The organism is Morganella sp. HSTU-ASny43, from assembly GCF_022819185.1.
GTDB classification, from domain to species: Bacteria; Pseudomonadota; Gammaproteobacteria; order Enterobacterales; family Enterobacteriaceae; genus Morganella; species Morganella morganii.
The window spans coordinates 1-6,511 of the sequence record NZ_WSPG01000053.1 but is presented as its reverse complement, the minus strand read 5'-3'; the positions used below and the strand labels follow the sequence as shown (position 1 = coordinate 6,511).

Here is a 6,511-nt window from a genome sequence, read left to right as displayed (position 1 = left end):
TTTCGCGGGTATATCCATTACCCCTGATAAATCAAATATGGAATTTAAATAACAAAAATAACCCAAAAACAGACATAACCAGAGCTTTATTCTGACCAAAGAAATAAAAAAACCATCAGATTAGCTTCATTCATAATGTGTATTAAGATTCATTACCGTCAATGAATCTTAAAAAAATCACTTAAATATGCATTTTCGCTCCCATTGATTAAACAAACCTTAAATAAGATACTCATCTCATAAATAAAATTTACACCTTTTAAATTTACCATTTCCGTCTGACGAAATGGCTTTCGTTATATATACCGACACCAGGGAATAACTAATGAAAACAAAAAAGAAACTTTTACACCTTTCCATTATTGCCGTCTTATGTTCAACCGTACCATCATTAGTTATGGCAGAAACATTTTGCGGCAGCCGTAAAAATGTGGGCCTGACAGGAAGCGCACCTTTCACCGGTGAAATGACCGCTGATGATTGCTATGAAATTGGTGCCTGGGTAGAAGGTAAGCCAACAGATTATGTCGGCATTGCTCAGAATCTGACCATGCTGAGCGGCAGTAAACTCAGCGTACTCGGCCTGTTTGAGGATTCTCAGGTTCAGGGCGGCGCTGAAGTCTGGATTGATAAAACAACCCATATTGCCTGGGACGGCTATCACACCGGTTTCCCGGCCACCGGCAGCCGTATTGATATTCAGAGCGGCGGATTAATCCGTGTTCTGGACGGCGGAACATTAAAAGATTCCGTACTCAACGGCGGAACCGTTTATGTCAGTAATACCGGTAAAGCCGATGATCCGGGCAAGTCTGAAAATAATATCGTCAACAGCGGCGGGAAATTATTTATTTACCTGGGCGGGGAGTCAACCGGTACACAGGTCAATGACGGCGGTTATGAATATGTCCAGCAGGATGGTAAATCCCTGAATACGGTCGTGAATAACGGCGGTGCTCAGATGCTGAAATCCGGCGGGTTTGCGGACAGCACCATTATTAATGATGGCGGATTACAGCAACTGCACGGTAAAGGTTTTGCCGATAATACCCTCGTAAACGCCGGAGCACGGCAATATGTTGTCGATGATTCCAAAGCAACCAATACAACCGTTGACGGCGGCCAGCAATATATTTTCAATCAGAATGCATCTGCATCTGCCGGTATTGCAGAATTTAACCGGATAAAAAACGGCGGCGCCCAGATTATTAAAGGTGGCGGACAAGCCATTAATAACGAATTATATGACACCGCCGTACAAAGTATTTACAGCGGCTCCTCTGCGACAGATACCACGCTGAATGATCGCGCCAAAAGCTGGCTGGCGGCAGGGGCACAGCTCCTCGGCGTCACGACTGTTAATCAGCAGTCGCAGGTACAGCTGACTGCCGGTTCAGAAGACAAACTGGCAGCGGATGCCGGAGCTTATGCGGAAAATGTTATCTTATCCGGCCCGGACAGCACCCTGATGGTGATCACCGGTGATACCGGGAATGCCGCTTTTGCCGGTTCGCTCAGCGGACAGGGTCAGGTCCGGTTTGTTGCACCGGTCAACGCCGGGTACAGCCATCTGATCATTGAAAATCTCTCCGGCAGCCAGACATTCTATATGAACACGGCCATTGCCGAGCAACAGGGTGATTACCTCACTATCCGTAACAGCAGTGGTGATCATGCTCTGAATATACAGGATTCCGGGGCTGAAATTACCCGTCCGGATGAATCACGTCTTGATTTAATCACGGACGAAAGCAGCAATGCACAATTCCGCCTGAGCGCCCTCGACGGCACTAATATTGATGCGGTGGACGGCGGGACCTATATGTACTCGCTCTATCAGCGTGATGAGCAGGACGGCAAAATCTGGTATCTGGCCGCTCAGAAAGATGAGCCGGGCGAGCCTGAAAAACCGGTTCCGCCGGTCGTACCTGAGGATAAAACCACACCATCCACCGATGCGGTGTTATCCATGGCTGCCGCGCCGCAGCTGATTTTTAATCACGAACTCGACAATCTGCGGTTCCGCCGCGGCGAATTACGGGATAATCAGGGTGATGCGGGGGTCTGGGTGCGTCTGACCGGCGACAGAACCCGTGCAGGCACCGGACACACACACTTTAAACTGAATCAGGCCGGTTTTGAGCTGGGTGCGGATAAATCTGTCCCGCTGGAAAACGGCAAATTGTTGCTCGGCGTCTTTACCGGCTATAACGATGTCAAACTGAAGCATCAGCGCGGCGGCGAAAGCAGCATCGACAGTATTACTGCCGGTGGTTATGCCACCTGGTTCTCAGATAACGGCTGGTACCTCGATGGTGTGCTGAAATATAACCATTTCAATAATGAGTTACGTGCGGTTTCCACCAACCGCAGCAGCATCCGCGGAGATTATTCACAGAATGCTTACGGTGCATCCGCAGAGGCCGGTTACACCTTTGATCTGCCGGAAGCCTTCTGGGCCGAACCGTATGCCCGCCTGAGCTATATGCGTGCGGACAGCAAATCAGTTCATCTGAACAATAATATGCAGGCAAAACTGGATGCACAGCAGTCCCTGCAATCCGAACTCGGCCTGCACGCAGGCAAAGATTTCACCCTGAACAATCAGGTGATCATCACCCCTTACGCCACACTGGCCTGGCAGCATGAGTTTATCAGCAATAATGATGTGACCATTAACCAGCGCAATACGTTCGACACCGATTTCTCCGGTGACAGCCTGAAAGCCGGCGGCGGGTTGACTGTCCGTTTCACGCCGCAGATTCAGGCGTATGCGGAAATCGATTACCGTAAAGGCGATAAAACAGAATCGCCGCTGCACGGCAATATCGGCGTGCGCTACAACTTTTAATTTCCCGTTGTGATTCAATTACGGCGGCCGCAAGGCCGCTTTTTTTATCTACGGCATCTCCGGCGCCAAAAAACAGGCAAAAAAAAGCCCCTCAAGAGGGGCTGTAAAAGACAGGGATGGTGTCTATGGCAAGGAAAAACTTCTTGGGTGCTACTTAACGACTCTACTGACTTCACTACTCTGACAAATTATTTCTGACAAATAACTTCTGACAAATTCATTCCGGCATATTCTGCGCGGAGGAGGCGGATGAGGTATGAATACTCTCCGGCTCAAAATTGGCATCCAGCTGCATTTTCTGCTCCGGGTTGAGTAACTGATACATCTGATGGTGAACCCGTATCATCTCAACCTGATAATCCAGCCGCTTGCGCATCTCCTTTTCAAGCTGATTACGCACGGCCGTTTCATCAAACTTTTCGGCCTTAACCAGCTCGTACAGCGCAATATCATCTTCTGCAAGGTTACGGACATTCCGTAACTGGTCGCGGTAATTGTGCATCAGATCCCGCAACTGCATCCGCTGTTCTTCCGTTAACCGGATGCCGGTCAACATAGAGGTATAACCATCTCCCCCTGATGTCGTTATACCTTTATACTGACTGTGACTCTGCACCGGGGTAACGCAGCCATCACTTTCTGAATCCTGCGCCAGTCCCGGCGCACTTTGCATCACAAACATTGACGCTAAAGTGATTGTTGCTATCTTACCCATAGTAACTCCTTAAACTTCTGAGTCTGCGTCACCTGACCCGTTGGAATTAACTATACGCACCCGGCTGCAAACATGCGTCAGAGCATGTAAAAGAACGTAAAGTCATGGAATAGAAACGTTTGTTGTCGTATTTTGCACGTGGAGGACGTGAATAATGAATAAAATACTGCTTGTTGATGATGACCGCGAATTAACCTCGCTGTTAAAAGAATTACTCGATATGGAAGGGTTCAACGTTGTCATTGCACATGACGGCGAGCAGGCACTGACCCTCCTTGACGATTCCATAGACTTGTTATTGCTCGACATCATGATGCCGCGCAAAAACGGGATTGAAACCCTGAAAGAACTGCGCCAGAACTACCAGACTCCGGTGATTATGCTGACCGCACGCGGCAGTGACCTTGACCGTGTTCTGGGGCTCGAACTGGGTGCGGATGACTATCTGCCGAAGCCGTTTAACGATCGCGAGCTGGTGGCACGTATACGCGCGATTCTGCGCCGCTCCAACTGGAGTGAGCAACAGCAGCAGAGCGACAGCAGCAGTAACTCTTCCGTGGTGATGGTGGATAAACTCCAGCTCAACCCGGGCCGCCAGGAAGCCAGCTTCGGTGACGAAGTACTGGATCTGACCGGAACCGAGTTCACGCTGCTTTACCTGCTGGCACAGCACCTCGGCCAGGTGGTCAGCCGTGAACACTTAAGCCAGGAAGTGCTGGGCAAACGCCTGACGCCGTTTGACCGCGCCATTGATATGCACATTTCCAACCTGCGCCGCAAATTACCGGAGCGCACAGACGGCCTGCCGTGGTTTAAAACGTTACGCGGCCGTGGTTACTTAATGGTATCTGCAACATGATAAGCAGCCTGACGGCGCGGATTTTCGCCATCTTCTGGTTTACCCTGGCGCTGGTGCTGTTACTGGTGCTGATGGTGCCGAAGCTCGACTCCCGGCAGCTGATGCCGCTCCAGGAGGCTGAGTACCGGCAGGGTATGATGCTGCAGCAACATATTGAATCTGATCTCGCACAGGATCCGGCGAATGACCTGCTCTGGTGGCGGCGGCTGACCCGCGCCCTGGTAAAATGGACGCCGCCGGACAAGCGCCTGATTATTGTCACCACTGAAGGCCGGATCATCGGGCCTATCCGCAATGATTCCCAGGTCATCCGTAACTTTATGGGTCAGTCAGATAACACTGACAACCCGAAAAAGAAACGTTACGGCCGCATTGAGCTGCTCGGGCCGTTTGAAGTCAGGGACGGCGAAGACCGCTATCAGCTTTATCTTATCCGCCCGGCGAACACCGCACAGTCTGATTTTATCAACTTCCTGATTGACCGCCCGTTCCTGTTACTGGCCGCCACCATGCTGATCAGCACCCCGCTGCTGCTCTGGCTGGCGTGGAGCCTGGCAAAACCGGCACGAAAACTGAAAAACGCGGCGGATGATGTGGCCAAAGGTAATTTGCGCCAGCATCCGGAACTGGAAGCCGGCCCGCAGGAATTCCTTGCGGCGGGTAACAGCTTTAACCAGATGATCAGTGCCCTCGAACGCATGGTGAACGCACAACAGCGGCTGATATCCGATATCTCCCACGAACTGCGCACCCCGCTCACCCGGCTCCAGCTGGCTACGGCACTATTGCGCCGCCGCCACGGTGAAAGTAAAGAGCTGGAACGCATCGAGACAGAGACCCACCGCCTCGACGGCATGATCAATGACCTGCTTGTTCTCTCCCGCAGCCAGCACAAAAATGAGCTGCTGCGCCAGAACATCAAGGCCAATGAGCTGTGGGATGACATTCTCGACAATGCGAAGTTTGAGGCAGAGCAGCGCCATAAAACGCTGGAAATCACCTCACCGCCGGGCCCGTGGACAATTTACTGCAACCCGTCCGCACTCGGCAGCGCATTTGAGAATATTGTCCGCAACGCGCTGCGCTACTCAAATCAGCATATTCAGGTCGCATTCAGTGCTGACACCAAAGGTATCAGCATTGTGGTGGATGACGATGGCCCGGGTGTCAGCCCGGAAGATCGCGAACATATCTTCCGTCCGTTCTACCGCACGGATGAAGCCCGCGACCGCGAATCCGGTGGTACCGGCTTGGGGCTCGCAATTGTCAGCACCGCTATCAGCCAGCACAACGGTAAAGTCACCGCCAACGACAGCCCGCTCGGCGGACTTCGCCTGGAAATCTGGCTGCCGCTGCACCCGCGCTGAGGCTCTCTGTAGTTACCGGGGCAATCAGCCCCGGTAACTATTCCTTCTTAAGCAGGAATTACCATTGCCATCAATATGATGTAATAAAACATTTCTGCTGTGATTGTGCATGTACCGATTAGAAAAAGTAATAAACCAAAGCTCTGGCTTAAAGTAACACTTTTTCTGCTGTTAACACAAAAAAGACAGATTTAAAGAAAAAGATTGCCACATTAAACCGGATAAAGTTCGTTTAATGAAAGACTCGCGAGTGTTATCATGCTTGACCTGTTCGTGTAATCGGACTAGCCTTTGGCAGCACATATAAACAGAGCTGATTGATTGGGCATAAAACACCTCCCAACTTATTGAAAAATCAGCCCTCTGTAACACACTACAACTCTTACTGACTCGATTCTTCAATAGAATCAGTAAGATAAACTCGCAATAGCGCACTCTGGGAGCGGTAACCCAGTGCGGTAGCTATGGTTGAAAATAATCAGTTATTCATAGCTATTTGATATGACAGAAGTCTGAATTTCTTATTTGACTATATACTTTTCGGTAAACACGAGACATCACAAAAAAAAAGATGGTCTATAGTTACACTATAGGATTAAAGTTATTATGGATAAAGCAAAAGAACTTATAATTACAATACATCAGCCTGAAAGCTACCCATGGTGTGGTTTCTTTAATAAAATGATGAATTGTGATAAATATGTAATATTAAATAGTGT

General features: G+C 49.8%; 4 protein-coding genes. 3 read left to right on the top strand and 1 reads right to left on the bottom strand.

The features are described from left to right. The first annotated feature begins 397 nt into the window (after window positions 1-397). Window positions 398-2,851: an autotransporter outer membrane beta-barrel domain-containing protein gene (locus GN208_RS17395; RefSeq protein WP_225310109.1), complete on the top strand. Its 2,454-nt coding sequence runs from the start codon at window positions 398-400 to the stop codon at window positions 2,849-2,851. 217 nt (window positions 2,852-3,068) lie between these two features. On the opposite strand, the gene GN208_RS17390 is transcribed toward GN208_RS17395, so the two are convergent. Then, window positions 3,069-3,566: a Spy/CpxP family protein refolding chaperone gene (locus GN208_RS17390; RefSeq protein WP_015422390.1), complete on the bottom strand. Its 498-nt coding sequence runs from the start codon at window positions 3,564-3,566 to the stop codon at window positions 3,069-3,071. A 154-nt stretch (window positions 3,567-3,720) separates the two neighbouring features. Between GN208_RS17390 and cpxR the strand changes: the two genes are divergently transcribed. Both cpxR and cpxA read left to right on the top strand, forming a co-directional pair. Continuing rightward, on the top strand, window positions 3,721-4,425 hold the full coding sequence (cpxR, locus tag GN208_RS17385; RefSeq protein ID WP_004236626.1) for an envelope stress response regulator transcription factor CpxR: 705 nt from the start codon (window positions 3,721-3,723) through the stop codon (window positions 4,423-4,425). After that, window positions 4,422-5,792 carry an envelope stress sensor histidine kinase CpxA gene (gene cpxA / locus GN208_RS17380; RefSeq protein ID WP_004236627.1) on the top strand — a complete coding sequence of 457 codons (1,371 nt, stop codon included), beginning with the start codon at window positions 4,422-4,424 and terminating at the stop codon, window positions 5,790-5,792. Before cpxR ends, cpxA begins: the two co-directional genes overlap by 4 nt. The last annotated feature ends 719 nt before the right edge of the window (window positions 5,793-6,511 follow it).

Coding starts and splice junctions, on each gene's coding strand:
- cpxR (WP_004236626.1), top strand. CDS start 3,721: ATGAATAAAATACTGCTTGTTGATGATGACCGCGAATTAACCTCGCTG.
- cpxA (WP_004236627.1), top strand. CDS start 4,422: ATGATAAGCAGCCTGACGGCGCGGATTTTCGCCATCTTCTGGTTTACC.
- GN208_RS17390 (WP_015422390.1), bottom strand. CDS start 3,566: ATGGGTAAGATAGCAACAATCACTTTAGCGTCAATGTTTGTGATGCAA.
- GN208_RS17395 (WP_225310109.1), top strand. CDS start 398: ATGGCAGAAACATTTTGCGGCAGCCGTAAAAATGTGGGCCTGACAGGA.